This is a genomic window from Euzebya pacifica (genome assembly GCF_003344865.1).
Classification (GTDB): domain Bacteria; phylum Actinomycetota; class Nitriliruptoria; order Euzebyales; family Euzebyaceae; genus Euzebya; species Euzebya pacifica.
Map to the genome: position 1 here is coordinate 1725643 of NZ_CP031165.1, position 24423 is coordinate 1750065.

The 24423-nt window shown below is 70.6% G+C and carries 19 protein-coding genes and 4 tRNA genes; 15 read left to right on the forward strand and 8 right to left on the reverse strand.

The window, feature by feature from the left end; genetic code table 11:
* Nucleotides 1-4: 4 nt before the first annotated feature.
* Nucleotides 5-2476, reverse strand: coding sequence for a serine/threonine-protein kinase (locus DVS28_RS07175; RefSeq protein WP_114590857.1), 2472 nt, complete (start codon nucleotides 2474-2476; stop codon nucleotides 5-7).
* 131 nt (nucleotides 2477-2607) lie between these two features.
* On the opposite strand from DVS28_RS07175, the gene DVS28_RS07185 reads away from it, so the two are divergent.
* From DVS28_RS07185 to DVS28_RS07195, 3 genes are all read left to right on the forward strand, one after another.
* Nucleotides 2608-4185 carry a hypothetical protein gene (locus tag DVS28_RS07185; protein ID WP_164710080.1) on the forward strand — a complete coding sequence of 526 codons (1578 nt, stop codon included), beginning with the start codon at nucleotides 2608-2610 and terminating at the stop codon, nucleotides 4183-4185.
* 73 nt (nucleotides 4186-4258) lie between these two features.
* The gene (locus DVS28_RS07190) at nucleotides 4259-5152 is read left to right on the forward strand and encodes an EcsC family protein (RefSeq protein ID WP_114590860.1); all 894 of its coding nucleotides are present in this window, start codon (nucleotides 4259-4261) and stop codon (nucleotides 5150-5152) included.
* A 37-nt stretch (nucleotides 5153-5189) separates the two neighbouring features.
* Nucleotides 5190-7649 (forward strand): cell wall-binding repeat-containing protein, encoded by a 2460-nt coding sequence (locus tag DVS28_RS07195; RefSeq protein ID WP_114590861.1) that lies wholly within the window; start codon nucleotides 5190-5192, stop codon nucleotides 7647-7649.
* Here the strand turns inward: DVS28_RS07195 and DVS28_RS07200 are convergent.
* The gene (locus tag DVS28_RS07200) at nucleotides 7646-7882 is read right to left on the reverse strand and encodes a hypothetical protein (protein ID WP_114590862.1); all 237 of its coding nucleotides are present in this window, start codon (nucleotides 7880-7882) and stop codon (nucleotides 7646-7648) included. The genes DVS28_RS07195 and DVS28_RS07200 overlap by 4 nt on opposite strands.
* Nucleotides 7883-7942: 60 nt before the next feature.
* Between DVS28_RS07200 and DVS28_RS07205 the strand changes: the two genes are divergently transcribed.
* Complete coding sequence (locus tag DVS28_RS07205) at nucleotides 7943-8899, forward strand: L,D-transpeptidase family protein (RefSeq protein WP_114590863.1); 957 nt, start codon at nucleotides 7943-7945, stop codon at nucleotides 8897-8899.
* Nucleotides 8900-8986: 87 nt separating this feature from the next.
* Nucleotides 8987-9526 (forward strand): hypothetical protein, encoded by a 540-nt coding sequence (locus tag DVS28_RS07210; protein ID WP_114590864.1) that lies wholly within the window; start codon nucleotides 8987-8989, stop codon nucleotides 9524-9526.
* A 48-nt stretch (nucleotides 9527-9574) separates the two neighbouring features.
* On the opposite strand, the gene DVS28_RS07215 is transcribed toward DVS28_RS07210, so the two are convergent.
* The 3 genes from DVS28_RS07215 to DVS28_RS07225 all read right to left on the reverse strand — a co-directional run bounded on the left by DVS28_RS07215 (nucleotide 9575) and on the right by DVS28_RS07225 (nucleotide 11491).
* A complete protein-coding gene (locus tag DVS28_RS07215) occupies nucleotides 9575-10348 on the reverse strand; it encodes an SOS response-associated peptidase (RefSeq protein ID WP_114590865.1) in 774 nt (257 codons plus the stop codon).
* A gap of 924 nt (nucleotides 10349-11272) precedes the next feature.
* Nucleotides 11273-11345 (reverse strand) — tRNA-Lys (locus DVS28_RS07220).
* Between the two features lie 72 nt (nucleotides 11346-11417).
* A tRNA-His gene (locus DVS28_RS07225) sits at nucleotides 11418-11491 on the reverse strand.
* A 103-nt stretch (nucleotides 11492-11594) separates the two neighbouring features.
* Between DVS28_RS07225 and DVS28_RS07230 the strand changes: the two genes are divergently transcribed.
* From DVS28_RS07230 to pgm, 5 genes are all read left to right on the forward strand, one after another.
* Nucleotides 11595-11670, forward strand: a tRNA-Arg gene (locus tag DVS28_RS07230).
* 63 nt (nucleotides 11671-11733) lie between these two features.
* Nucleotides 11734-13656, forward strand: a complete 1923-nt coding sequence (locus DVS28_RS07235) for a heavy metal translocating P-type ATPase (protein WP_114590866.1) — start codon at nucleotides 11734-11736, stop codon at nucleotides 13654-13656.
* A gap of 23 nt (nucleotides 13657-13679) precedes the next feature.
* Complete coding sequence (locus DVS28_RS07240; RefSeq protein WP_114590867.1) at nucleotides 13680-14858, forward strand: cysteine desulfurase-like protein; 1179 nt, start codon at nucleotides 13680-13682, stop codon at nucleotides 14856-14858.
* A gap of 7 nt (nucleotides 14859-14865) precedes the next feature.
* Nucleotides 14866-15792, forward strand: a complete 927-nt coding sequence (locus DVS28_RS07245; protein WP_114590868.1) for a pirin family protein — start codon at nucleotides 14866-14868, stop codon at nucleotides 15790-15792.
* 82 nt (nucleotides 15793-15874) lie between these two features.
* Nucleotides 15875-17515 carry a phosphoglucomutase (alpha-D-glucose-1,6-bisphosphate-dependent) gene (pgm, locus tag DVS28_RS07250; RefSeq protein ID WP_114590869.1) on the forward strand — a complete coding sequence of 547 codons (1641 nt, stop codon included), beginning with the start codon at nucleotides 15875-15877 and terminating at the stop codon, nucleotides 17513-17515.
* A gap of 13 nt (nucleotides 17516-17528) precedes the next feature.
* Here pgm and DVS28_RS07255 read toward each other — a convergent pair.
* Nucleotides 17529-17602, reverse strand: a tRNA-Gly gene (locus DVS28_RS07255).
* Between the two features lie 188 nt (nucleotides 17603-17790).
* Here DVS28_RS07255 and DVS28_RS07260 point away from each other — a divergent pair.
* The gene (locus DVS28_RS07260) at nucleotides 17791-18513 is read left to right on the forward strand and encodes a Crp/Fnr family transcriptional regulator (RefSeq protein WP_216826455.1); all 723 of its coding nucleotides are present in this window, start codon (nucleotides 17791-17793) and stop codon (nucleotides 18511-18513) included.
* Nucleotides 18514-18605: 92 nt separating this feature from the next.
* Here the strand turns inward: DVS28_RS07260 and DVS28_RS07265 are convergent, their stop codons facing one another.
* A complete protein-coding gene (locus tag DVS28_RS07265; protein ID WP_164710085.1) occupies nucleotides 18606-19241 on the reverse strand; it encodes a TetR/AcrR family transcriptional regulator in 636 nt (211 codons plus the stop codon).
* A gap of 89 nt (nucleotides 19242-19330) precedes the next feature.
* Here DVS28_RS07265 and DVS28_RS07270 point away from each other — a divergent pair, with 89 nt between their 5' ends.
* From DVS28_RS07270 to DVS28_RS07280, 4 genes are all read left to right on the forward strand, one after another.
* Nucleotides 19331-20683: a flavin-containing monooxygenase gene (locus tag DVS28_RS07270; RefSeq protein WP_114590872.1), complete on the forward strand. Its 1353-nt coding sequence runs from the start codon at nucleotides 19331-19333 to the stop codon at nucleotides 20681-20683.
* A gap of 188 nt (nucleotides 20684-20871) precedes the next feature.
* The gene (locus DVS28_RS07275) at nucleotides 20872-21948 is read left to right on the forward strand and encodes an NAD(P)-dependent alcohol dehydrogenase (protein ID WP_114590873.1); all 1077 of its coding nucleotides are present in this window, start codon (nucleotides 20872-20874) and stop codon (nucleotides 21946-21948) included.
* On the forward strand, nucleotides 21945-22118 hold the full coding sequence (locus tag DVS28_RS28235) for a hypothetical protein (RefSeq protein ID WP_164710087.1): 174 nt from the start codon (nucleotides 21945-21947) through the stop codon (nucleotides 22116-22118). The genes DVS28_RS07275 and DVS28_RS28235 overlap by 4 nt, the downstream gene beginning before the upstream one ends.
* Before the next feature lie 811 nt (nucleotides 22119-22929).
* Complete coding sequence (locus DVS28_RS07280; protein WP_114590874.1) at nucleotides 22930-23295, forward strand: IS3 family transposase; 366 nt, start codon at nucleotides 22930-22932, stop codon at nucleotides 23293-23295.
* A gap of 819 nt (nucleotides 23296-24114) precedes the next feature.
* Here DVS28_RS07280 and DVS28_RS07285 read toward each other — a convergent pair.
* A complete protein-coding gene (locus tag DVS28_RS07285; RefSeq protein ID WP_114590875.1) occupies nucleotides 24115-24375 on the reverse strand; it encodes a hypothetical protein in 261 nt (86 codons plus the stop codon).
* Nucleotides 24376-24423: the final 48 nt, after the last annotated feature.

A 24423-nucleotide genomic window follows, 5' to 3' on the forward strand; every position in this document is an offset into this window, starting at 1 on the left:
CGTGTCAGCGACCGATGGGCAGCCGGTAGGGGCCGGCGTCGTCGACGGCAGAGACGACCAGGAAGTGCACGCCCTCGCCCAGCCCGAGGAGGGGCAGGGGAGGGTTGCCACCGCCGTCGGTGGTCGCCAGGACCGCGCCGTCCGACGCGACCACGCGAAGCAGGCCGTCGAAGTCCGCCTCCAGCCGCACCTGGGCCGGCGGCGGGTTGCCCGGGCCGACGATGACCTCGTAGACGTCCGGCAGGTCCGGCGCGCGCAGCTGGCCACCCTCCGGCGTCAGCAGCACGGGCTGGACGAGATCGACCAGGACCTGTACCCGACCGGCCACGTCCGCACCGAGGTCGCTCGTCACGACGACGTACTCGCCCGCGGTGACCGGCAGGTCGATCAGGGCGTCCTGGCCGGCGACGCCGCCGCCCTCGTCGTCGCTCGCTGCCAACAGCGCCCCGTCCGCCGTCCACACGCTGGCCATCGGGTCCACCGCCCCGTCGGCGCTGCGGACCAGCACCCGCAGCACCCCGGCCTGATCGGCGGTGAACGGAAGGGCGACCGCCTCGCCCTCCTCCAGATCCACCACACCCCCTGCTGGGTCGACCGTCCGGGACACCGAACCCGGGTCGATGATGTCGGCGGGGTCCAGCGCCGAGGACACCGGCGGCTGCGGCCGTTGCTGTCCGAACGCCAACGGGCTGACGGTGTACTCCAGCTGTTCGGCACCCGCCGACCCCACGAACACCCAGAACACGCCGGGTCCGAGCGCGGCCAGGTCCATCTCGATCCCGCCGCCCCCGGAGTTGCCGTCGACGAACGTGCCCACCTCGTCCACCGCTCGCAGGGTCACCTCGGAACCCGTATCGACGCGGATCCCCCGTGCCGCGCCCGGCTGGATCGCCACCCGGTAGACGTCGACGTCGTGCACGTCGCCGAGCGACTCACCGGTCGGCTCGCCGGGCAGGTCCTGCACCTCCACCAGCTGCAACGACACGCTGAGGGGACCGGGTTCGTCCATCAGGCCGGCCAGCCGCAGCTCGTAGGCACCCGGCGGGGCATCGGGCAGGTCCATCAGGACGTCCAGCCCGCCCGAGCCGTCGTCGTCGGCCAGCAGTAGCTCCCCTTCGTGGAAGAGCCCGGCCACCGGGTCGACATCGCCGTTGCCAGCGGTGGACACCCGGATCGCCTGCCCGGGTCCCTCGACGGTGAACGTCAGCGCCGTCGACGCCCGCCCCGGCAACCCGATCTCCAGCACCGTGCCCGGCTGGATCTCGGCCCGTTCGCCCGGGGACTCGAGCAGGGCCAGCTCGGTGCCGTCCACGCCGTCGAAGAACGGCACCTCGTCGTCCGCGCCTTCGGGCACGGTGTCGTCGTCCACCGGCTGGTCGGTTTCTGGGGTGGCGTCGGCCAGGTCGCCCTCGTCCCCACCGCCACGCACGAGGACGAAGAGGGTCACCAGGGCGATCACGACGACCAGCCCGACACCCAACCCGAGCAGCCGTGGGTCCCGACCGGACTGCCGCGACGACGGAGGCGATGTTGGCGGAGATGGTGGGGGAGGAGGAGGGCTCGACCGCGTCACCTCCGACGCCGACGACGTCGGGGTCACCTGCTCGGGGGGAGAAGCGGGGTCGACCGGCACGGCAGCAGCGAGCTCGCCGCTTCGGCCCTCGCGCACGGCGGCCAGCGCCGCCGCCATCTCAGCCGCCGAGGCGAACCGGGCCGCCGGGTCCTTGGCCATCGCCCGCTCGAGCACCGCCGACAGGCCGGTCCCGCCGTCATCGAACGTGGGTACCGGATCGGTGACGATGCGCCGGATGAGCGGCACGACCGACTGGTCGGTGTCGGAGGCGAACGGCGGACGGCCCGTCACCAGCGTGTGGATCGTCGACCCCAGCGCGTACACGTCCGACGCCACCGTCGGCGGATCCCCGTCCAGCAGCTCGGGCGCCGCATGGTCAAGCGTCGCCGTCACCACCCCCGTCGTGGTCTGCTGGCCGCCGGCGATGCGGGCGATGCCGAAGTCGACCAGGCGCGGGTCGCCGTAGCGGCCGACCATGACGTTGGCGGGCTTCACGTCGCGGTGCAGGATCCCCTCGGCGTGCGCCGCCTCCAGGGCGTCGCCCAGGGCCATGCCGATGCGCGTCGCCTCCTCCACGGTGAAGCGTCGCCCCTCCTCCAGGGCGTCCTGCAGCGACCCGCCCGAGAAGAAGGGCATCAGCAGGTACGGCCGGCCGTCACCCGTCGTCCCCGCATCCAGGACGGTGGCGATCGCCGGGTGCTCGCTGAGCGTTCCCATCGCCCGGATCTCCCGCTGGAACCGTGCCAGCGCCGTCTCGTCGGGTCGTGCATCGAGCACCTTGACCGCGACCGTCCGGTCGAACGCCGGCTGCTGCGCCCGATAGACCACCGCGAAGCCGCCACGGCCGACCTCCTGGGCGTCGACGACACCGTCGATCCCGAGCTCGCGCCGACCGTCGTCCATGGCCGGCAGTCTCGCACGTTGCCGTCGGTCACGGGCGTCCGTCCACACCCTGTAACCGACCCGTCCGATGATCGCGCTATCGTCCCCGGCGGGGAGCCGACGTTCGCCGGTAGGGATCGAGGAGGCAAGGCGTGGGGGTCGAGGTCGACGCAGCGGGCTGGCTGCCGATCCTGCTCGCCGTCGCCACGGGCAGCGTGACGGTCACGCGGTTCCTGCCCTGGAACCGCCGGCAGGTCGAGGCGGCCCGAGAGGCCGTGCAGGCGACCCGCAGCCGTGTGCGCCGCGACTACCACGACCTCGATGCGCGCTGGACCCGCTTGCGCAACGAGGCCCTCGTGGCCGTCGCTGACCTTGCCGACGGTGACGGCTTCGCCCGGCAGCTCGAGGGCGAGACCGACATGGCGCAGCGCTGGGTCGACTGGGCCACCGAGGGGCTCGTCGCCCTCGACACCCGTTGGGACCCTGCCACCCTGGAGGATGTCGACGCGCTCAACGACGCTGGGCAGCGATGGCAGGAGCTGGCCCGCGGCACCCGAACCGGCCTGACCCGCCTCGACGAGCTGCAGCAGACGCTGGAAGAAATGGCCGCCGCCCGCGACAGCTGCGCACGGATCCTCCGCGACATCGACGACCGCATGACGCAGGCCCGCCACGCCGTGGAGATCACCCGCACCAACGGCTACGACGTCGCCGAGCTGCACCTCGTCCTCGACCGGGCGACCGGGGACGTCGACCGCGGACGGGTCGAGCTGGAGGCCAACCGGCTGGCCGAGGCCACCAAGGCGCTGGAGCGAGCCGCCGACGCCGTCGAGCGGGCCACCGGCACCGCCCGCCGCATGCCCGAGCTGCACCACACCCTCCTCCAGCGGCTCACCGCCCTGCGACGGCAGGTGGGGGAGGCGGACCGCACCGTCCAGCGGATCGTCGACACCGTCGAGGGCCACGCCCGGCGGTTCGTGACCGACGTCTGGGACGCGGTCGCCGACGCTCCCGCGCAGGCCCGCGAACGCCGCGACGCCGCCCGTGCCGACCTGGTCGCCGCCGAGGCGGCGATGGCCGACGACGTCCAGCGGTTCCTCGACGCCGAACAGTCCATGGACGCCGTCGACGCCGACCTCGAGCAGCTCGAGTGGATCCGGGCCGGCGTGGCGACGTTCGAAGCCGACCTTCGGGCCGTCATCGCCGAGTACCCCCGGGCCCACGCCGCTGCCCGTGACAGCATCGCCCGGGCCCGCACCTTCATGGACGTCCGACAGGGGGACGTCAACCCGGGCCGCCGGGCCAACCTCGACCGGGCTGCGCAGGTCCTGGCGGACGCCGAGCGCATCGCCGCCGACGGTCGTGGGGACCCCCAGGACGTCATCGATCGGCTGGGCGAGGTCATCCGCTTCACCGACCAGGTGCTGCACGGCGCCCGCAGCGATGCCCAGCAACGCGACGCCTACCGCACCCACGTCGCCCGCCTGGTACGCGATGCGCAGCGCAGCGTCCGCCGTGCGCATTCCGCTGCCGGATTCGGGCTCATCGGCTGGGGTGCACGGGCGAAGGTGTCGCTGTCCACCGCCGAGGACGCTCTCCGCGAGGCCAACGCGGTCCTCGGCAGCGACCCCTCCCGTGCGGAGTACCTGGCCCTGCAGGCAGGCGACATCGCCGCCCAGATCCTCCACGAGCACCGCCGTCGCAGCAACGGCCCGCAGATCTTCCGATGACCCGCGGGACCCACCGACGACGGGACCGGATCGCGTTCACCATCGGTTCAACGAGACCGCTTAGGGTGGCGGGGTGACGCTGCGAGACCTCGACCACTACGAGCGACGGGCCGTCCACGACATCCGGGCCTGGGCCGCGGGTGATCGCGGCCGGCTCGACGGGGTTGCGCGCACCCTCGGCATGGCCTCCGGACGGGTCAACAAGCCGGTCGAGTGGCTGGTCGACCGGGTGATGGACGACCCCAAGGTGGGCGAGGCGCTGCGCGCGGCGCTGGAACGCGCCAACGAGAGCCTGTCGCGCTACATGGCTGCCACCACCCCCGTGGAACCGGCGGCCGCAGCCTACGGGCTCGACCACGTCGACGACATCGCCGACCTGCACCTGCGGACGATCGACGCGCAGCTCGCCTCACTGCGGCGCAGCCACCGCAACGTCTTCCTCGCCATGGGGGCGGCCGAGGGAGCAGCAGGGTTCGCCGGCACACCTGCCGCCGTCGCCGCGTTCGTCGCCAGCATCCCGGCGATGCAGGCCGCCTCGCTGCGTGCCGTCTCCGACGTCTCCCGCCACACCGGCTTCGATCCCAACGACTTCGCCGAACGGCAGTTCGTGGCGGAGGTGGCGTTACGGTCCATGGAGCTCGGTGGCCGGGGGACCGAGGACACCGTGCACCGCCTCGTCGGCCTCGGCGAGCAGATCGCCACCCGCCAGACCCTGGACCAGCTGCAGCAGTACGCCATCGTCGGCGCCCTGCGCGACCGCGCCCAGAAGATGGGCATCGCCCTGACCAAACGTCGCGCCGCCGCCATGCTCCCCGTCGTGGGTGCTGCGGTCGGCGCCGGCTTCAACGCCGTGCACGCCGACCGCCTCCTCGGTGGCGCCTCGGTGCTGTTCCGCGCCCGACACCTGTCCCGTCGCCACGGGCTGGACCTCAGCGACCTGATCGGTCCGATGGAGCCAGCCGCGTAGCACCCGCAGTCCCTCCCCTCCGAAGAGGTCCATTCCAGTGACATCCGTATCCCGGCGCGCCTTCCTCCGCGGGTCCGCCGCCGCCGTCAGCGTTGCCACCGTCAGCCCCGCCGCCCTCGCGGCCGCTGGCCTGACCGCCCCCGCCTTCGCGCAGCAGACCACCGACGCCGGTGAGGACTGGGTCCGCGTCTACCTCGTCGTCATCGACGGCCTGCGGCCCGACGAGGTCGTGCAGATGCCCACGCTGAACCAGCTGGCGACCGACGGCTGGTACTACCCCAACAGCCGGGCGCAGATGATCGCCGAGACCACCCCGAACCACGTGTCGATGATCACCGGCATGCGGGTCGACCGCCACGGCATGCCCGGCAACGACGTGGCCTACGTCGATGACAACATCGGGGTCACCCCGCGGTACCTGCAGACCGACACGCTGTACTCCCTCATCGCCCGGCAGGCGCCGGACATGGTCGCCACCGCCGCGACGTCCAAGGAGTACATCGTGCAGATGACCAAGCACATGCGGGTCGACCGGGGCACCGAGGACGCCGACGCCACCAACGATCCGTTCATCGTGCCCGTCTCCGGTCACGCCATCGACGCCGAGGTCGGACCGGATGCGCTGGCCCAGTCGACCGATCTCGACCCCGACTTCGGGTGGATGTCGCTCGGCGACGTCGACCGCGTCGGCCACACCGACCTGAGCGGCGCCACCGGCCTGCCGCCGGTGGCCCGGACCCTGTCTCTCCAGACCGCCGACCTGCACGTCGGTCGGCTCGTCAGCGCCCTGCAGGACGCCGGCCGGTGGGACAACACGGTGATGATCGTCACGGCCGACCACTCCATGGACTGGTCGACACCGGACTCCATCGTGTCGTTGTCCGCGACGTTCGACGAGGACGCCGATCTGGCCGGCCGCTACGACGTGGCCCAGAACGGTGGGGCCGGCATCTACTGGCTGCGCTCGCCTGACGCCGACGGGGCCGACGAACGGCTGAAGGCCATGCGCAACATCGCCATGGCCACCGACGGGGTCACCGAGGCCTGGTACACCCGGCCCAACCCCGCCGACGGCGGTACGGACTTCTGGGTCGGCGTGACCCGCCCCGACTGGGGGCTGACCGGCGACCGCACCGGCGACCTGGTCGTGTTCGTCGCCGACGGCTACCGGCTGACCGAACCGGCGCAGGCGTCCAACCCCATCCCCGGCAACCACGGGCACGTCGCGACGCTGCCGATCCCGCAGATCATCGCCGGCGGCTGGGACGGCCTGAACGCCAACGACGACGTCCCGGGCGGCGAGGCCGAGGACGTCGCTGACGACGTCCGGTTGGAGGGGCAGGGCGAGAACATCGACATCGCCCCGACGGTCGCGTGGCTGCTGAACCTCAACCCGCCCCCCGGCGGCTACGACGGCCGGGTCCTCTCCGAGGCGTTCGCCCGCCGTCCCGACCCCCGTGTCCCCGTCGTCGACGTGCCCAACGTGCCCCGGTACCGCGAGGCCGCCGGGGACAGCCGCCAGGCCACCAGCGTCGCGCTGTCGATGATGGCGTTCCCAGAGGCCACCGACGCGGACGGCAACCCCGTGGTGTCCACCGTCGTGCTGGCCTCCGGCGACACGTTCCCCGACGCGCTGGCCGCGACCCCGCTGGCCGTGGCGTCCGGCGGCCCGCTGCTGCTCACCCCCTCCCAAGCGCTCGACAGCGCCGTGGCGGCGGAGATCCAGCGACTGTCACCGACGACCGTCTACCTCGTCGGTGGCGAGACGGCGCTGTCCCCTGCCGTCGAGTCCGCCGTGGCCGGCCTGGGCGTGGAGACCGTGACGCGGCTCGCGGGTGACTCCCGCTACGGGACGGCGGCGGCGATCGCGGCCGAGCTGGTCGGCGGTGCGGCTGGTCCCGCCCTGCCCGGCTTCGGCCAGGACGCTGGCGGTGCCGGTCCCGACGTGATCCTGGCGTCCGGGGAGAACTTCCCCGACGCGCTGGCCGCGGGGCCGCTGGCTGCCGTCGGCGGTCGCGTCATCCTGCTGACGCGTCCTGACGAGCTGCCGGAGGCGACTGCCGCGGCGCTGGCGTCGTTGGCCCCTTCGCGGGTGATCGTGGCCGGGGGGCCGGCGGCGGTCTCCGATGCGGTGCTGGAGGCGCTGGCTGCTGATGCGGACGTCGAGCGGCTCGGTGGCGACGGGCGGTTCGACACCGCCGCGCTGCTGATGGAGCGGACGATCCGCGAGGGCGGGCTGACCGACCTGGCGTTCGTGGTCAGCGGCGACGGGTTCGCCGACGCGCTGGCGGCGGGGGCGACGGTCGGGCTGATGGGCGGGATGCTGGTCCCGCTGTCACCGGCGGGACTGCGCAGCTCGGGCGGAGCCGGTGAGGTGCTGCTGGAGCGGGCTGACGGGCTGGTCGAGGTCGTCTGGGTCGGCGGGACGGCGGCGTTGCCGACGGACCTGCGTGACCAGGTGGAGGCGCGGATCCTGCTGACCCGCAGCCGGACCTAGCTGTCTGCGACGTCCTTGGAGGCGCCGGCGTCCTTGAAGGTCTCGGTGGCCAGGGCGATCCACATGGCCTGGTGGGCCTTGGTGTCGCCGGTGATGGCCGCCAGGGCGGTGAAGACGTGGTCGAAGCCGAACTCGGCGAGCAGGACGTCCACGGCGTGGTCGACGTCGAGTGCGTGCTTGACCACGACTGCGACGGTGCGGTTGATGCTCTCGGTGCGAAGTGCGTTGTTCATCACCCAGCCCAACGACGGGCACCTCCCTGCGTGACGGTCGCGTGACAGAATTGTTGGTCGATGCCCTGGTCCCCTCGTCCGCGCCTGTTCGCCGCCTTGCTGGCGGTGCTCACCATGGCCTGCGCCGGGGCCGGTACCACAGTGGCCTCCGAACCCGCCCCTGTGGTCGTGGAGCCCACGGTGGTTGCTCCCACCGAGGTGGCGCCCCGGCCGTCAGCGGTCGTCCCCGACCGGTCCCGTCCGCTGGTGCCGCCCGTCGACCCCGGTTCCCCGGTGCTGTCGGCTCCGCCCGCGTCGGCTCCGGCTGACGGGTCGACCCCGTCGCCGGTGGGGACGGAGACGGCCTCCGACGAGGTCGCCGTCGTCCAGCAGCGGCTGACCGAGCTGCGCTACTACGACGGGCCCGCCGACGGCGTGGTCGGGCGTGCGACCATCACCGCGCTGCAGGCCTTCCAGAAGGTCCAGGGGCTGACCGTCGACGGGGCGATCGGCCCCGAGACGCTGGCGGCTCTGGACGACCCGGTCCTGCCGGAGGTCCACGCGGGCGCGGCCACCCAGATCAACATCGACCTCGACCGCCAGGTCATGGTCGCCGTCGTCGAGGGCCGTGTGGCGCGGATCATGCCGATCTCCAGCGGCAACGGCGACCCGTACTCCCTGCCCGGCGGCATACGGGCCGAGTCCTTGACCCCGGTCGGGACGTTCACGATCGAGCGGCGCATCCAGGGGACCGTCAACGCCCACTTCGGGACGCTCTACGACCCGATGTACTTCCACCAGGGGTGGGCCATCCACGGCTCCAACAACGTCCCGGCGGTACCGGCCTCGCACGGCTGCGTGCGCCTGCCACGGGCCGATGCGGAGTGGCTGTACTCCGTGGCGGACGTCGGTACCCCGGTGACCGTGGTCGGGGGGCTCAACGCCTTCGACCCGGCTGCAGGGGAGACGGCCGGGACAACCGAGCCCGCGGGCGATCCGGGCCCGCCCCCCGAGCCGCCGTCGGACAACGACTTCTAGTTCGGTCAGCCACGCGGTTTCGGTCAGCCACGCGGTCGACGGCGAGCCGCCGATGGACCGTGACCGTGTCAGGCCTAGGCTGACCTCATGGACGAGATCATCACGCGTCGGTTGGTCGAGCGGTTCGCGACCGGCCTCGACGAGGCCGGCCTCGGCTGGACAGCTGACGATGGAGGAGGGACCCGGCCGTCGACGCACGTCGTCTTCACCCGACGTCCGGAGCCATGGATCCGCGAGTGGCTCGTGGTCGTCCCGTTCGAACGCTACGACCACTTCAGGGTCGAGCTCGGCGCCTCGTTGGGTTCCGACCCTGACGTGCGATGCCCCGACTACCTCGTGTTCGCCCCCGGCGGTCGTCCGAGTGCGGAGAACCTCGACGCCAGGACGTGCGACATCATGGTCGACCTGTACGAGCTCTTCGGACCGCCGGACCCCGATGAGGTCCTTCCGTGGGGCTTCAACGGCATCGTCGACCACGACACGCTGCGCGCGCCACGGGTCGCCCCGGTCCCCCCGGAGCTCGCAGAGACGCAGCTACCGGAGCTGGTGCGCCACGCGATCGACAAGGTCGTGCGGTTCGGCGAGCCGTGGCTCTCCGAACTCAGGGCGGCGACCCGTCCCGGTTGAGTAGGCCGGCGTCCGGAACCGCCGTCGCTGGCCAGGACCACGAACGGGTCAGAACAGCGAGGTCTGCTCGGCGTCGTCCTCGGCCGGATCGGTGTCGACGGTGGTGACCAGGCTGGCCGGCAGGTCCTGGTCGTCCTCGGCGAGGGGTTCCAGCAGCTCGGGGGAGTTGTTGGCGACGCTGTTGACGCGGGTGGACACGCGGTAGCGCTCTACGGCGTCGTCGGGGGCGGGGGCGAGCAGCTCGCGGACGTCGCCCATGTCGGCCTGCGGGTCCAGCCACGTCTCCCACTGCTCCCGCTCCAGCACGACGGGCATGCGGTCGTGGATGGGGGAGAGGACCTCGTTGGCGGACGTCGTCAGCACCGAGCAGGTCAGCAGGCGGGTGTCGTTCTCGCGGTCACGCCAGGACGACCAGATGCCGGCGTAGACCATCGGGTTGCCGTCGGTGCGGCGGACGAACCAGGGCAGGCGGCGGCCGCGCTTGGTGCCGTCGTCGACCTTCTCCCACTCGTAGAAGCCGTCGGCGGGGAGCAGGCATCGCCGTTGCTCGACGCTCTCGGCGAACGCCTTCTTCACCGTGACCGTCTCGGACCGGGCGTTGATCATCCGTGCGCCGATGCTGCGGTCCTTGGCCCAGAAGGGGACCAGGCCCCAGCGGAACTCGGTGAGGACCATCTGGCCGTCGTAGCGCACCACCGCGGGGACGGGGTCGGTGGGGGCGACGTTGTAGCTGGGTGGCACGTCGTCGACCTGCCGATCGTCGATCACGAAGAACTTGACCAGCCCCTCGGCCGTCGTCGTGGCCACGTACCGTCCGCACATGGGCCCACCGTACCCAGTTGAAAGAAACCGATGTCACAGGGTCGTGGGATGGTGGCGCCATGGAAACGCAACGGACGTGTACCGGATGCGGGAAACGGTTGCCCGTGACGATGTTCGGATGGCGGGATCGTCCGGCCGGCCTCCGCCGAGGACGGTGTTCGGACTGCGTGGCCGGCGTCAAGCGAACGTGGTACGAGTCGCGTCGCCGTCTTCATCGGGAGGAGAATCGGCTGGCCCGTCGGCGACGGTACGAAGTGAACTCAGCCATCATTGCGGCGGCGAAGGACGTCCCCTGCACGGACTGTGGGCAACGATTTACCCCCGAACAGCTGGACTTCGATCACGTGTCGGGTCAGAAGTCGTTCAACATCGGTGCGTCCCGCCACCAGGTCTCGGAGTCGCGTCTTCGCGCCGAGATCGCCAAGTGCGAGGTCGTCTGTGCCGTCTGTCACAGGATTCGGACGCACGATCGGAGTGCACGATGAAACGTTGCTCCCAGTGTGGACTGGACAAGCCGCTGGACGCGTTCCATCGGCACCGGCAGAAGCACGACGGTCGGCAGACGGTGTGCAAGGACTGCAAGCGGGCGTACAACGCGACCTACTACCGACGGAACAAGGCCCGGCACAGCGCGATGCGACGGGCAAACGCGCTGCGTCTCAGGGCAGCGATCAACGACATGATCGCCACAGCCAAGGCCAAACCATGCGCCGACTGCGGTGAGGCGTTTCCGAGGTATGCGATGGACCTCGACCACGTCCGCGGGGTCAAGGCCGGGGATGCTTCCGTCATCAGGCGGATGGGCCTCGAACGAGCACGGGCCGAGATCGCGAAATGCGAGCCCGTGTGTGCGGCCTGTCACAGGCTGCGAACACGTCATCGTGAGCGGCGACGCGGCCGACTCGAGACGGCGGGATGGAGTTGTAGGCCCCCGGGGACTTGAACCCCGAACCTGCGGATTAAGAGTCCGATGCTCTGCCAGTTGAGCTAGAGGCCCGTGAACGGATCGAGGAGTGTAGCGTCCCGATTCCATTCGTCCCAACCGAGCGGGAACTCGGGTGGGGAGAAGGGTGATCGACGGGATTCGAACCCGCGGCCTCCGCGACCACAACGCGGCGCTCTAACCAACTGAGCTACGACCACCATGGACACCCCACGAGGTGGGGTGGACCGGGCATGATACAGCCCGCTCGGCCGCATGGCACTTCCTTGCACCGACACTGCATACTGTCCGTCCGACCCCCCTGCCCCAGTAGCTCAGGGGACAGAGCAGCGGGCTTCTATCCCGTCGGTCGTGGGTTCGAATCCTACCTGGGGCGCCAGCCGGTCAACGTCGTCGCGAGGCTGATGATGCGTCACCGCGAACCGGCCTCTACGGTTTCGCCATGGCCGACGCCTGCTGCGGACCCGACGCCGCCCCGACACCCGACACCGGTCCCGAGGGCACCAACGTCGCGATGGCCACCGAGGGCCCCGGACGCCTCCGCGACGTCCGCGAGCTCAGGCTGGCGGCCCTCGCCGGGTTGCTGCTCGCCGCCGGGTGGCTGCTCGGGCGGGCGGACGCAACCCTCCCCTCCACCCTGGGCCTGGTTGGCGCGCTGGTCGTCGGCGGGTCGACGTTCGTCCCGGAAAGCATCAGGGGACTGCGTCACGGCCGGCTCGGTGTCGGCACCCTGATGACGATCGCCGCCATCGGTGCGGTCCTCCTCGGCGAGCTGGGGGAGGCTGCGAGCCTGGCGTTCCTCTTCTCCATCTCCGAGGGCCTGGAGGGCTACGCGGTGGCCCGTACCCGCCAGGGCCTGCGCTCGCTGCTGGCCCTGACGCCGCCCCGGGCCGAGGTCGTCCGCGCCGACGGCACCGTCGAGGTCGACCCCGCCGAGCTCGTGGTCGGCGACGTCCTCGTCGTCCGGCCCGGCGGCCGGTTCGCCACCGACGGAACCGTGGTCGAGGGCCGCTCCGCCGTCGACACCGCCGCCATCACGGGCGAGTCCGTCCCCGTCGAGGTCGGACCGGGCGACACCGTCTTCGCCGCTACCATCAACGGTGGCGGCGTCCTCGAGGTCCGCGTCAGCGCCACGACGGCCGACAACTCCCTGGCCCGCATCGTCCGCATCGTGGAAGAGGCCAAGGACCGCCAGGGCACCACCCAACGGCTCGCCGACCGGTTCGCCCGCCCCCTCGTCCCGGGCGTCATGGTCCTTGCCGCCGCCATCGCCGTCGTGGGGGCGCTGCTCGGCGACCCCGCCGTGTGGATCGAACGGGCCCTCGTCGTCCTCGTGGCCGCAGCCCCGTGCGCGATGGCCCTGTCGGTGCCCGTGGCGGTCGTGGCGGCGATCGGTGGGGCCAGCCGCAGCGGCATCCTGGTCAAGGGCGGCATCGCCCTCGAGGCGCTCGGCGGCGTCGGGGCGGTGGCGCTGGACAAGACCGGCACCCTGACCCGCAACGAGCCGCGTGTCATCGAGGTGGTCACCGTCCCCGGCGCGACCCGGGAAGAGGTGCTCGAGGCTGCCGCCGCCGTCGAGGCACGCAGCGAACACCCCCTTGCCGCCGCGATCGTCGCCGCGGCACCCCGGCTGGTCCCGTCCGCCAACACCATCGCCGTGGTGGGCAGCGGCCTGACCGGCACCGTCGGGAACCGGGCCGTCCGGGTCGGCCGTCCGGGCTACGTGCCCGTCGACGGCCTCGCCGAGCACGTCGCCCGGCTGCAGGCCGCCGGGGCCACCACGGTGGCGGTCGAGATCGACGGCCGGACGGCCGGCCTGATCGGCGTGCGGGACGAGCTGCGGGCAGAGGCCCCAGAGGCCGTCGCCGACCTCCACCGCATGGGCCTCGACGTATCGATGCTCACGGGCGACAAGCCCCTGACGGCGCAGGCGCTCGCCGCCGCGGCGGGGATCGGCTCGGTCTACGCCGACCTGCGGCCGGAGGACAAGGCCAGCCGGATCGAGCAGCTGCGGACCGACGGCCCGGTCGCCATGGTCGGTGACGGCATCAACGACGCACCCGCGCTGGCCGTGGCCGACGTCGGCATCGCCATGGGCGCCATGGGTACCGACGTGGCCATCGAGACCGCCGACGTGGCGCTGATGGGTGAGGACCTTAGCCACCTGCCCTCGGCCATCGTCCACGCCCGCCGGGCCCGCCGGATCATGCGGCAGAACCTGGTGATGTCGGCCGCCATCATCGCCGTGCTCGTCCCCCTTTCGGCGGCCGGGGCCCTCGGCCTGGCGACCGTCGTGGCCGTCCACGAGCTGGCCGAGGTCGTCGTCATCGCCAACGGGGTCAGGGCGGGCCGGTCCCGCGGGTGAGCCGCGTGGCAGCATGTGCGCACATGCCTGCTTCCTTCGACCTTGCCGACGTCCGCTCCCGCTTCCCTGCCCTGCAGGTCGACCCCGAGGCCATCCACGCCGATGCGCCCGGCGGCACCCAGATGGTCGACGTGTCCCTGGACGCCATGCGGGACGCAGCCATCCGCCTGAACGCCAACCAGCACGCCCCGTTCCGGGCCAGCGCCCAGGTCGACGCGCTCAACGACCGCGCCCGCCAGACCTTCGGCGCGTTCCTCGGCAGCGAACCCGAGGGCATCGTCTTCGGCGCCAACATGACGACGCTGGCCTTCCACCTCTCCCATGCCCTCGACGAGCTGCTGGCCACCGGTGGCGACATCGTCTGCACCCGGCTGGACCACGATGCCAACGTCTCCCCGTGGCTGGGCCTCGCCGAGCGGACCGGCTCGACCGTGCGCTTCGTCGACATCACTGCCGACGGCCGCATCGACGTCGACTCCATCGAGCAGGTCGTCACCGAGCGGACCAAGCTGATCACGTTCCCGCTGGCCTCCAACGCCTTCGGCACGATCGTCGACCCGGCGCCGTTCGTGGAGGCTGCCCGGCGCGTGGGCGCCCTGACGATCATGGACGCCGTGCACGGCGCACCGCACCTGACCATCGACCGTCGTGCCCTCGGCGTCGACGTCGTCTTCTGCTCGCCCTACAAGTTCTTCGGCCCGCACCACGGCGTCATGGCCGCCGACCCGGCGCTGCTGGCCCGCCTGAGCCCCGACAAGGTCCGTCCGAGCCCCGACACCGGCGCCGAGCGGTGGCAGACCGGCACGGCCAGCTTCGAGCACATCGCCGCCTCCACCGCCGCCGTGGACTACATGGTCGACGACATCGGCATGGACGCCATCGCCACCCACGAGCGCGACCTGGCCGAGCGGTTCCTCGCCGGCCTGGCCCAGCGGCCGGCCTGGACGCTGCACGGTCCGGCCGACGTCGACGGCCGCACCCCGACGTTCGCCATCACCCACGAGACCCTGGACCCCGCGAAGGTTGCGTCCGGCCTCGGCGACCGTGGCATCCGCGTCTACGCCGGCCACTACTACGCCATCGAGCCGATGCGGGCCACGGGTCTGCTCGACAACGGCGGGGCGGTGCGGATCGGCTTCGTGCACTACCACGGTGCCGACGACGTCGACCGGGTCCTGGCCGCCCTCGACGAGCTGGGCTAGGTCGCCCGTGGCCGGTCCGCTGGACCGTCTGCGCCGCGCGCTCGGTCGACCATCGAACGACGACACGAACGAACCGGAATGGCCACGTGCCACCGGGCCGGCGCTGACGGTTGAGGTGCTGGGCCGCGGGCATCGCCGGGGCGAGTACCTCGAGCTCGTGCCGCTGGACGGGCACGAGCACCTCGGGGCCCTGCTCTCGGTCCGTCGGGAGGGTCCGTCCCTGCGACGTCCGGGTGACCTGGCCGCCGCGACCGACGAACCGTTGCACCGCATCACCGAGCTGACCGTCGTGCAGGCCGGGGCGCTGGAGCACCGCGACTCCCTGGGCCACCGCGGCACGCTGTCTGCCCCGGCGACACGGCTGGCATCGGCCGGCGCCGGGATCGTCAGCGAGATCGGCCCCGACCGACACCTGCGTCGCGACGGCGGCATGCTCGACGTGCTCACCATCCGCTGGGCGCAGATGTCCGCGGTGACCCCGACCGTGCGCATCGGCGAGGCCCCACCCGCGCGTCGGCAGGGACGGAGCGAGGTACGAGTGCTGCTCGGCAAGCCCGACGGCTCACCGACCGCAGCCGGTCTGCTGGCGCTGCATGTCCGGGTGGCCGCCGGCGCAACCGTCGACGTCGAGGTGCCGCCCGATGGTGACCTGGTGCTCGTCGGGCTCGCGGGCGACGCCCTGGTCGGCGAGGCGCTCGTCCCCATCCGGGAACAGGAAGTCGCCCGACGGATCGACGACGGCACCAGGTTGACGGTGGCAACCCGCCTCGAGGGTGACGACACCACCGACCTGCTGGTGCTGGTCACCCCCGAACCGGACCGGGACTGGGTGCACGAACGCGGCCTCGTGGCCGACGACGCCGTCGACCTCGCCGAGGTTCGGAAACGGTCCGTCGACGGCGCCTTCGGGCGGTTGCCGCGCATGGACGGCTGACCGGCCGAACCTGCCGCCTGACGCTGCGGAGTCCTGTCGCGGCCGGGCGTCGCCGACCACCTGCATCCGGCATGATCGACTCATGACGCACGAACGCGCAGGACAGCCCGCCCAGCCCGAGGACCTCGTCGACGTCGCCCACCTGGTGACCGCGTACTACACCGGGGTGCCCGACCCGGACGTGGTCGACCAGCAGGTGGCGTTCGGCACCAGCGGCCATCGCGGGACGTCGCTGACGACGTCGTTCAACGAGGCGCACATCCTCGCCACCACCCAGGCGATCTGTGAGTACCGCCGCGAGCAGGGCATCGACGGCCCGCTGTTCATCGGCCGGGACACCCACGCCCTCAGCGAACCGGCATGGGCGACGGCGCTGGAGGTGCTGGCCGGCAACGGCGTGACCACCATGGTCGATGCGGCGGACCGCTTCACCCCGACGCCCGGCCTGTCCCACGCCATCCTGCGGGCCAACGCGTCACGCGGGACCCATCAGGGCCAGGCCGACGGCATCGTCGTCACGCCGTCCCACAACCCGCCCACCGACGGGGGGTTCAAGTACAACCCGCCCCACGGCGGGCCGGCCGACACCGACGCCACGTCGGTGATCGCGGCGCGGGCCAACGAGATCGTCCGCGACGGCCTGGGCGACGTGAAACGGGTCGCCTTCGCCGAGGCCCGGTCCGCAGCGAACGCCTACGACTACATGGGCACCTACGTCGACGACCTGCCTGCCGTGGTGGACATCGACGCGATCCGCGACGCAGGGGTGCGCATCGGTGCCGACCCGCTGGGTGGCGCGGCGGTGGACTACTGGGGGGCGATCGCCGAGCGGCACGGCCTGGACCTGACGGTCGTCAACCCGCTGGTGGACCCGACGTGGCGGTTCATGACCCTCGACTGGGACGGGAAGATCCGGATGGACTGCTCCTCGCCGTCGGCGATGGCCAGCCTGGTCGCGCAGAAGGATGCCTACGACGTCGCCACCGGCAACGACGCCGACGCCGATCGCCACGGCATCGTCACGCCCGACGCCGGTCTGATGAACCCCAACCACTTCCTCGCCGTGGCCATCCAGCACCTCTTCGGTGGCGCCCGACCGGGGTGGCCGGAGACGGCGCGGATCGGCAAGACGCTGGTGTCCTCCTCGATGATCGACCGGGTCGCGGCGGGACTCGGGCGGCCGATGGTCGAGGTGCCCGTCGGCTTCAAGTGGTTCGTGCCCGGATTGATCGACTCCTCCTTCGGCTTCGGGGGAGAGGAGTCGGCCGGCGCGTCGTTCCTGCGGATGGACGGCACGACGTGGACGACGGACAAGGACGGGATCATCCTCTGCCTGCTGGCCGCGGAGATCATCGCGCGGACCGGCCGCAGCCCCAGCGAGCACTACGCCGACCTCGTCGAGCAGCACGGCGCCCCGGCGTACGCCCGCATCGACGCCCCGGCGACCCGTGAGCAGAAGGCCGCGCTCAAGCAGCTGTCCGCGGATGCGGTGACGGCCACCACACTGGCGGGGGAGGAGATCACCGCCAAGCTGACCGAGGCGCCGGGCAACGGCGAGGCCATCGGCGGCCTCAAGGTCACGACGGCGTCGGCGTGGTTCGCCGCGCGGCCATCGGGGACCGAGGACGTCTACAAGATCTACGCCGAGTCCTTCCGCGGCGCCGACCACCTGGCGGAGGTGCAGGCCGCCGCGAAGGACGTGGTGTCCGCGGCCATCGGCTGACCTGCGGTTCTGCTGGAGCGGGTGAGGGGAATCGAACCCCTGTAGCTAGCTTGGAAGGCTAGGGTTCTACCATTGAACTACACCCGCGGGGGAGGGGAGTGTAGCGCGTCGCCCGGGCCAGTCCGAACCGGTTGCGGCCGCCGTGTTCCTGATCGGTCCCGACACCTTCTGGACAGGTCGGGTTTGGCAATGTCGGTTTCCAGCCATCCTTCGCCCAACTGGGTACGAACCTGAAAGGGCGGGACGCCTCCATGGCAAAGGGAAAGACGAGACCGATGGAAGAACTGACGCGCCGACACGCGATGTGGATCGCCCGAGCGATGGCTCGCACCGACGGCAGCCCCCTCACCGCGAACGACATCGTGGCCCTCGAAGAGGCCTGCGTACCCCGCCGGGTCGAGGCAGGCGAAGTGCTGATCGCCAGCGGCGACGTGGTCGACGAGGTCCACATCGTCCGTGACGGCGCGGTCCACCTGACCGTCCGCAACCCCACGCTCGGCCGCCAGACCATCGGCCTGGTCGAACCCGGCGGCGTCATCGGTGACGTGGCGGTGTTCCTCGGCCACACGATGCCGTTCGACGCGATCGCCGACAGCGACTCCACCGTCCTGACAATCACCCGCGAACGCCTCCTGTCTCTCCTCGCAGGGTCGCCGTCGCTGTCGCTGCGCTGGATCACCTCGGTGTCCAAGCGACACGACGAGATCCAGCGTCGGCTGGTCACGCTGCTGACCAAGGACCTGTCCGCCCAGATCGCCACGCTCCTCATGGACCACCGCGTCGAGGAAGACGGCGCCTGGATGGTCAAGATGCCGCACCAGACCATCGCCCACCTGCTGGGTGCCCGTCGCCAGTCCGTCAGCCGTGTGCTCGGGCAGATGCGTCGTGCCGGCCTGGTCCGCTCCCGGTACGGCGCCGTGGAAATCCTCGACCTGAGCGGCGTCGCCGACGCCGCCGGCATGGACGACCTCGACATCGAGATCGGCCTTCCCGACTAGCTTCCGCCACCCCCCGTGCGACGTCCCGGTCCCCTCGGCCGGGACGTCGCCAATTCTCTGGCGCTCCGACGACCATGGTGATCCCCGGACGATCACCGGGGTGCCGGCAGCCCCAGGAGCGGACCCACCACCCGGTCCAGCACGTCGGCGATGACGGCGTCGCCCTCGACGTCCGGCAGCTGGATGGCCAGCCGGACAGCGGCGCCGGCGAGGTGTGAGGCCAGGAACGCACGACGTTCCAGGTCGGCCGGAGCCACCTGCGGCACCACGGACGCGAGCGCCTGCGCCAGCAGATGACCGTTGGTGCGGCTGTCGTCGATGTCGAGCTGGGCGAGGGCCGGGTCGGCCACAGCTGCGCCCCACACGGCCGCGAACGCGTCGTCCTGGCGATAGAGCGCCCAGTACGCGTCAAGCGCGCGAGCGACCGCCGCGCGGGCGTCATCGGGCCCCTCGATCCCGTCCCCCAGGGCGTCGGTCAACCGCTGGCGGACGACCTCGGCGTAGTGCTCGGCAAGCACGCGGACGATGGCCTGCTTGGACGGGAAGTAGCGATAGATGGAGGGGAGGGAGACCTCGGCCGCCGTCGCCAGCCCGCTCATGGTCATCGCATCGATGCCCTCGGCGGCGATACAGGTGATGGCCGCATCGAGGATCTGCTCGACCCGCTGCCGGCTGCGGTCCTGCTCGGGCACACGCCGGGCTCCAGCGGCGTCGGGGTCGACTGACATCGCGGCAATCCTCGCACAGCCCTTGACGTGACACTCAATCATGTATTGAGTGAACGTGACATAGTTTCACGTCTGATGGAGGTTCGTCCATGATCCGCACTGCAGCCGTTGTCGGTGCCGGCCCGAGCGGCCTGCTCGCGGCACGAGCGCTCCGGGCAGAGGGCATCGAGCCGACGATCTTCGAGCGTGGCCCCGATGTGGGGGGAATCTGGAACATCGATGCGCCCGGGTCGCCGATGTACGAGTCGGCGCACTTCATCTCCTCGCGCACGCAGTCGGGGTTTCCCGGATTCCCCATGCCCGAGGACTACCCCGACTACCCCGACCACCGACGAATCCTGGCGTACATCCGAGACTTCGCCGAGGTGTGGGGCCTTCGTCGCCACCTGCGAACCAACACCGTCGTGGAGCACGCGGCACCGACGCCCGAGGGGGCCTGGACGGTGACCACGGCCGGGGCGGCCCCAGAGGTGTTCGACGCCCTCGTCTGCGCCAACGGCGTCACGTGGGAGCCGAACGTTCCGGACCTGCCGGGTGCCGACACCTTCAGCGGTGAGCTCAGACACTCCCGGACCTACCGCGACCCCTCGGAGTTCGACGGAAGGCGCGTGGTGATCGTGGGGGCGGGCAACAGCGGAGTGGACATCGCCTGCGACGCGGCCCGTTCCGCTGCTCGTGCCGTCCTGTCGATGCGGCGGGGCTACTGGTTCGTGTCCAAGCACCTGTTCGGCATTCCCACCGACGTGATCGTCGCTGATCCACCGCCGATCCCGATCCCTCATCGGGTGGAGACCTGGGCGCTGGAGGCCTTGCTGAAGGTCGTCGTCGGCAAGCCACAACGCTTCGGCTTGCCCGCCCCGGACCACCATGTCCTGGAGACCCATCCGATCGTCAACACCGCGGTGCTGCACCACATCTCCCACGGGGATCTCGAGCCCAAGCCCGACGTGGCACGGCTGGACGGCGAGCATGTCGTGTTCACGGACGGGTCGAGGGTGCAGGCCGACCTGGTGCTCCTCGCGACCGGCTACCAGCACGCCATTCCCTACCTCGACGAACACTTGCTGCCCTGGGACGGTGGCCGACCACAGCTGTACCTCAACCTGTTCCCGCGTGACCTGCCCACCCTTGCGGTCGTCGGGATGATCGAGTTCGCATCGGCTGCGTACGGCCACTTCGACCACATGGCGCAGCTGGTCGCGGGCGTCCTGGCCCTCAGCGACGACGATCCTCGGCGGAAGGTGGCGGCCGAGCTGCGTCGGACCCATCAGCCCGACCTGCGGGGCGGGCACCACTACGTCGACTCGCCCCGCCATGCCAACTACGTGGAGGCCGAGACCTACGAGAAGGTGCTCGACGACGTTCGGACCCGCATCGGGCTGAACCCGTGGCGGGACTGGGTCGACGCCCCTGTCCCATCACGCCCCTCGACCGTGGGCTGACGGTCACGGTGGCCCAAGGACCACCAAGCGACTTGTTCGGAGGCGAGTAGTCGGGACGGCCGGACGTCCCTCGGTGACGGGTGTGGCACGTCGACCGGGTGTGCACCCGACGTGCACCCGGCATGCACCGCCCGGGCGCACGGTGTCCGCACCACGCAACACACCCGACGAGCAGAGGGAACACGGCCATGCACACCAAGAAGACGAGTACGGGAACCAGCGGAACGGGTGGCCCCCGACTGGCGGCGGCCACCCTGCCAGACAGCTCGCTTGCCGCGGTGCGCTACGAGTACGGCCCGCCCGCGGGTATCGAGGTCGCGCCACGACCCGTGCCGACGCCCGGACCCGGCCAGGTGCTGCTGCAGGTGCACGCGGGCGGTCTCGACCGCGGCGCATGGCACCTGATGGCGGGCGAGCCGTACGCCGTGCGACTGGCCGGGTACGGGGTGCGACGACCGAAGCAGCCGCGCCTCGGGTTGGACGTCGCCGGCACGGTGGTCGCGCTCGGCGAAGGAGTCGAGGAGTTCGCCGTCGGCGACGAGGTGTTCGGGATCGCGGATGGCTCGTGGGCCGAGCACGCGGTGGCAGACGTGACGCGGCTCGCCCTGCGTCCGGCGAACGTCTCGCCGGTCCAGGCGGCCGTCTCCGCGGTGTCGGGCATCACCGCGCTCCAGGCGCTGGTGGACGTCGCGGGTGTCGAGCCGGGCCAGCGGGTGCTGGTGGTGGGGGCCTCGGGCGGCGTCGGCAGCTTCGCCGTCCAGCTCGCGGTGGCGCTGGGGGCGCAGGTCGACGGCGTCGCCAGCGCAGCGAAGGCCCCGCTCGTCCGGGACCTCGGTGCCAGCCGGGTGTACGACTACGCGACCGAGGACCCCTACGACGGGTCGCAGCGCTACGACGTCATCATCGACACGGGCGGTCTCAACCCGGTCCGGGTCCTGCGGCAGGCGTTGACGACGCGCGGGACGCTGGTGATCGTCGGTGGCGAGGGCGGGGGACGGATCACCGGCGGTGTCGGTCGTCAGATGCGCGCGGCGATGCGCTCTCCGTTCGTCCGGCACCGCCTCGCGATGTTCATCAGCGCAGAGGCGAAGGGTCACGTCGCGAAGCTCGCGGCGTTCCTGGAGGACGGCTCCGTGGTCCCGGCTGTGGGCGCGACCTACCCGCTCGGCCGCGTGCGGGAGGCGATCGAGGACCTGCTGGCCGGCCGCGCACGTGGCAAGTCCGCGATACTCGTCGCCACCGGCGAGGACGGGGGATCGTCGTGAAGCTGTCGCGACGTGATCAGACCGTGCTCGGCATCGGCATCTCGGTGTGCGGCGCGCTGTTCCTGCTGTCGAGCACGATCCCCGACGGTCTCGGCCTCGCCCTGGGCGTGGTCGGCATCGGCGTGCTCGGCACCCGCCCGCCGGCTGGGCCCCGCGACGAGGACAGATGATCCGTCTGCCGAAGGGTCGAACACGGGGTTTTCGCGTCGGGACGGCCGGATTCGAACCGGCGACCCCCGCGGGAAAACCGCAGGTCAGAGGTACTTCGAGGTCACCACTTTGACCTTTGGATGCCTGGTTTCTAGCGGAGAACAGATCGTCTTCCGAGGTCCCAATCTAGTCCCGGATCCGGTCGTCTGCGAGTGATTGTGGTGGCTATCTGGTGGGCTCTGGCGGACTCAGTCAATCGCACACGGTGGGGGCTGGGAGTGGTTCGGCTCCTTTGCGGCGGCCGCAAGGGACATGGCCCCCCACGTTCACGTCCAGGGACATGAACGGGGTGAGGAAGGGCACCACGAAACCGGTCGTCGCAGCGTCCGGGGTGAAGCTGAGGGCCGCCTGATCCTTGGATCGCCGGGAAGGGTGGAAGCAGCCCTGACAAACGACGGGAACGGCCAGCACCGTCCGATGGTCGTGGCCCGGCTAGCGAGACGGAAAGGTGTACGTGAGGAACCAGCGGCTGAACGACTCTCAAGATCAGACCACCAGCTCGAACCTGACGGATCAGAGGCTCTTCGTTCCTTTGCTACGCCGCCCCCCGGGTTCGTGAGGGTAGAATGGATGGCCTATGGTGTGAGTCGCTAGGTGCCGGGTGATCTTCCATGGCGGACCGCATGATGGGCAGGTCTTGGAGGGAGTACCGCAACAAGATGGGCATCGTCTCCGGTTCGTGTCACGGTATCGGGACTTCGTTTACGTAAGGGATCATGGCCGGTTGTTGGAGCCGCATCTGGTCGGTTCGCGGTCCGCACCGAGCTGCCGATGAAGGCGCTGGAGATGGCGCTGAAGACCCGTGACGTGCGGCCCGGCACGACGCTGGTGCACCACACCGACTCCGGGTCGCAGTACCTGTCCGACACCTACGGCAGCCGGCTGGAGGCCGCGCAGTTGCGGCAGTCCGCGGCCCGGTCGGCCTACGACAACGCGATGGCCGAGTCGTGGTTTCAGACCCTGAAGAACGAGCTGATCCACCGCCACCGGTGGGCCACCCGCGAGGCCGCCGACCTGGCCGTGTTCAGCTACATCGGCTGGTACAACCAGCGACGACGGCGCTCCTCCCTAGACATGCGAAGCCCCGTCCGCTACGAACAAGAGGAGGCCATCCCCACCCTGTTCATGCACGCCTGAACCTGTCCGTGGGACTGGGGAAGATCAACCTTCACCAGCCAAACCACGCTTCATGACGAAGAGCCAGTTTCCTCCCAAGAGTGAAGAGCCAGTTAACCCGCCTGACCATCACAGGCGGCGCCAACACCGACTTGTACTGTTTGGCTCTGGCCGGCCTTCTCTACAGTCACATCGATGCATTGCAATTCGTCAACGTAGAATCCGCCGGGGTACGCGGCCCACTGTTCGCCTCCACAGCCGGAACCTGAAACCGCCTTGTCCGGGTTGGACGGACTACCCCAACCCAATTCCGAGTGACCCACGGCATCTACTATCTCAAGATGGACCACGGCGTCCGCTCGCAATAGAAGACCTGCCTTTGCAAAGTACCTCGGCCCCTCGGATTCAGGCTGCCGGACAGCCTGTAGGGGTGTAGCTGAACTAACCGCTGTGGGCAGGGCTACATCATCGAGAATGATCTCGTATTGCTCTGGGACCACCGCGTCGATCTCGACCGATCCCTCACAAGTGAGCATTGCCTCCTCATCGAGCCCCACTTGCTCGGTTGCCTGGGTATCGTCTGACGACACCGATGCGGCGTCACTACGGTCAGTAGAGGAGGTGCATCCAGCTGAAGCTACAAGCAGAATTCCTACCAGGAATCTCGACAGTGCTGTAGTTGCTCTCATGAGCTACTCCTCACGTCTGAATTGGCCAACCTTACCAAACCACCGACTCACGGCGCAACACGCTCAAGTGCGGTGACCCCGATCAATCCGATCTGTACAAACCCCTACTACTTGCAATGATGCAAGGCTTGACTCGGAACCGGCGAAGCAATCACATGGGACCGGCGTGCTTCGTTGTATTCCAACTAGTCCGACAGCGATGAAGATCAAACCCCATGAGCCTGCCACAATCGCGGAATACGAGGTCGGCCAGAACCCCGTTGGGGCCGTTGGGGTCCAGACCCTTCTGCTGAGCCTTGCCGACCAACTGCTCAGCCACCTCCCGCTCGGCGTCTGCCCAGCCCGCTGCCGCGGGCCCCTTCGTGCCGGTCGTGTCCTCCACCACCTCAGTGATCGTGTCGGTGTCTTCCATTGCTGTCCCTTCCAGCCGAGCCCAAGCTCAGCGTGTCAGGCCAGCTCA

Coding starts and splice junctions, on each gene's coding strand:
- DVS28_RS07265 (WP_164710085.1), bottom strand. CDS start 19,241: ATGTCAGTCGACCCCGACGCCGCTGGAGCCCGGCGTGTGCCCGAGCAG.
- DVS28_RS07270 (WP_114590872.1), top strand. CDS start 19,331: ATGATCCGCACTGCAGCCGTTGTCGGTGCCGGCCCGAGCGGCCTGCTC.
- DVS28_RS07260 (WP_216826455.1), top strand. CDS start 17,791: ATGGAAGAACTGACGCGCCGACACGCGATGTGGATCGCCCGAGCGATG.
- DVS28_RS07240 (WP_114590867.1), top strand. CDS start 13,680: ATGCCTGCTTCCTTCGACCTTGCCGACGTCCGCTCCCGCTTCCCTGCC.
- DVS28_RS07285 (WP_114590875.1), bottom strand. CDS start 24,375: ATGGAAGACACCGACACGATCACTGAGGTGGTGGAGGACACGACCGGC.
- pgm (WP_114590869.1), top strand. CDS start 15,875: ATGACGCACGAACGCGCAGGACAGCCCGCCCAGCCCGAGGACCTCGTC.
- DVS28_RS07275 (WP_114590873.1), top strand. CDS start 20,872: ATGCACACCAAGAAGACGAGTACGGGAACCAGCGGAACGGGTGGCCCC.
- DVS28_RS07200 (WP_114590862.1), bottom strand. CDS start 7,882: ATGAACAACGCACTTCGCACCGAGAGCATCAACCGCACCGTCGCAGTC.
- DVS28_RS07235 (WP_114590866.1), top strand. CDS start 11,734: ATGGCCGACGCCTGCTGCGGACCCGACGCCGCCCCGACACCCGACACC.
- DVS28_RS07205 (WP_114590863.1), top strand. CDS start 7,943: ATGCCCTGGTCCCCTCGTCCGCGCCTGTTCGCCGCCTTGCTGGCGGTG.
- DVS28_RS07215 (WP_114590865.1), bottom strand. CDS start 10,348: ATGTGCGGACGGTACGTGGCCACGACGACGGCCGAGGGGCTGGTCAAG.
- DVS28_RS07175 (WP_114590857.1), bottom strand. CDS start 2,476: ATGGACGACGGTCGGCGCGAGCTCGGGATCGACGGTGTCGTCGACGCC.
- DVS28_RS07210 (WP_114590864.1), top strand. CDS start 8,987: ATGGACGAGATCATCACGCGTCGGTTGGTCGAGCGGTTCGCGACCGGC.
- DVS28_RS07280 (WP_114590874.1), top strand. CDS start 22,930: ATGAAGGCGCTGGAGATGGCGCTGAAGACCCGTGACGTGCGGCCCGGC.